At 57.3% G+C, this 2412-nt stretch carries 3 protein-coding genes; all 3 read left to right on the forward strand.

Features of this window, described 5'->3' with window-relative positions:
- Nucleotides 1-997: DNA repair protein RadA (radA, locus tag Q1K49_RS14115; RefSeq protein WP_300526614.1), on the forward strand; the 997-nt coding region annotated here is incomplete at its 5' end.
- 79 nt (nt 998-1076) lie between these two features.
- Nucleotides 1077-1430, forward strand: a complete 354-nt coding sequence (gene dksA, locus Q1K49_RS14120; RefSeq protein WP_108102984.1) for an RNA polymerase-binding protein DksA — start codon at nt 1077-1079, stop codon at nt 1428-1430.
- A 63-nt stretch (nt 1431-1493) separates the two neighbouring features.
- Nucleotides 1494-2412, forward strand: a 919-nt coding sequence (locus tag Q1K49_RS14125) for a GAF domain-containing protein (RefSeq protein WP_300526615.1), incomplete at its 3' end; no start/stop codon positions are given.

The following is a 2412-nucleotide window of genomic DNA, read 5'->3' on the forward strand; positions in this document are numbered from 1 at the left end:
AGAGGAGTCGGCGCGCCAGACGAGGATGCGGGGTGAACGCCTCCAGGTAGGAGCGGACGACCTCTATATCCTGGCGGAAAACTCCCTTGAACGAATCCTGGCCAATGTCCGGAAACTGGATCCGACGGTAATCGTGGTGGATTCAATCCAGACCGTTTTCACCGCCACCCTGGAATCGGCGCCGGGCACCGTCAGCCAGGTCCGCGAGAGCGCCGGAAAACTGATGATGCTCGCCAAGCAAAGCGGTGTGCCTGTCTTTCTTGTGGGTCACGTCACCAAGGACGGCTCCATTGCCGGTCCCCGCGTCCTGGAGCACATGGTTGATACGGTCCTCTACTTCGAGGGAGACACCGGCCATCCCTTCCGTATCTTGCGCGCCATCAAGAACCGCTACGGGTCAACCAACGAGATTGGAGTCTTCGAGATGGGAGAAACGGGTCTTCGCGAGGTCTCGAACCCATCGGAGCTTTTCCTCTCCGAACGGCCGCTCGGCGTATCCGGCTCCGTCGTGGCAGCCACCATGGAGGGAAGCCGCCCTCTCCTCGTGGAGTTGCAGGCCCTTGTCACATCATCTTCCTATGGCGTGCCGAGGCGAACCACCATCGGGTTTGATCACAACCGCCTGGCGCTTCTGGTTGCCGTGCTGGAAAAAAAGGTGGGACTCACCATGGCCGGACAGGATATCTTCCTGAACGTGGTTGGGGGGGTGAAACTGGGCGAACCTGCCGCTGATCTGGGAATTGTCGCCGCCGTAGCATCGAGTCATCTTGACCGGAGCATTGCGCCGCGCACCGTGGTTATCGGAGAAGTCGGGCTCGCGGGTGAAGTCCGCGCCGTAACCCAACCGGATATCCGCGTGAGAGAGGCGGCAAAACTGGGATATACGCGGTGCATCCTTCCCGCGGGAAGCGTGAAGCATGTCCGCGCCAACGGTGTGGAACTTATCGGAGTTGCATCCGTGGAGCAGACACTGGAAAACCTCTTTGACACCCGGTAGGCACGGTGTGAATTTTTCCTTTACATAAGGACTCGATTCCCCTAGAATATCAAAGATTTATCGAGTCAGGAGAGTGGGTATGGACAACAAAAAGCTGGAATACTTTCGGAGCGTTCTCCAGGAAGAAATGAGGTCTCTCCTTGAAGAGGCCGAGAAAACCGTGTCGGAAATGACCGCGGACACTACCACCTTTCCCGATCCCAATGATCGCGCCACCCAGGAATCCGACCGCACTTTCGAGCTTCGTATCCGGGACAGGGAACGGAAGCTGCTGAACAAGATCCGCGAGGCGCTGGGAAAGATAGACGACGGCACCTTCGGCATCTGCGAGATGTGCGGTTGCGAAATCAGCGAGGCACGTCTCAAGGCGCGTCCGGTTACTACCTACTGCATCGACTGCAAGATGGAACAGGAAAAAAAGGAAAAGAGGTAGGAACCCCGACGGGACTCATTCACCTGGCTACGGTTCCTCAAATGAGCTTTTAATGGCGCGCCCATGGTCATCGCGAACGAATACACTCTATTGAGCACCACTGTTCGGATAGCCAACTCCACCAATCTCTCCCCTACCGCCAGACTCAAATCCCTCGCCCGCTTTATCGGAAGGTCTTTCGACCTGGATTCCGTTGACATCTATCTTCTCGACGCCGACCACCACACCCTGCGCTGGAGGGTGTCGAGCAACGGCCCCGAACAGATTGCGTCCTGCTCGATTCCCGTCGGTGAGGGGGCCGCGGGCCTCTGCGTTTTCCGCAAGGACAGCGTCTTTACCGATGTCGGGTCGCTCCATTGCGACGAATCGCTCCCGTGCGACGCCCGGATGGTTCTCTCTCTACCCTTGATGTGCGGAAAAAGGGTGGTGGGAGCCGTATCCATTGCGTCAACAAAGACGTCCCTGACCGACACCACCCCGGAGAGGGTCTTCCAGGACATCCTGTTGGAGATTGCGGGGCTGGTGTTCACCGTTGAAATCTCGGAGCGTTCGGATCGGCGCATCCAGCACCTGATTACCCTCAATGAACTGGGCAAGGTACTTCACCGACCGATTCCGTTTCGGGAGATTCTCCCCTTTATTCTCAAAATTGCCCATGAATATACCGCCTCTTCCTGCACTATCCTGCGCATTTTCCACTATGACGTGTTCACTTCGAAGGTCCTCAAGACGTGCGGAAGGAGACACCGGCCCCATCTCCGGTCCATGCTGGAAATCGAGGATACGTGCTCCGATAAGATGCTCTTTACCGAAACACCGCTCCTTATTGTCGATGTCATCGGTGACGAAGACCTGCCCCCTTCGTATGTATGCGTTCCTCTCCACCTCGAAGGGCAGACGTTCGGGACGATTACCTTGTTCGGAAAGGTTGAACGGGACGGCGGGCGACGAGATTTCGATGAGGAAGGCCGCGAGCTCTTCG

The sequence above is a fragment of the Aminiphilus sp. genome (assembly GCF_029975095.1).
GTDB lineage: Bacteria > Synergistota > Synergistia > Synergistales > Aminiphilaceae > Aminiphilus.

Excerpts from the sequence above, each read along its gene's own strand:
- dksA (WP_108102984.1), top strand. The coding sequence starts at position 1,077 with ATGGACAACAAAAAGCTGGAATACTTTCGGAGCGTTCTCCAGGAAGAA.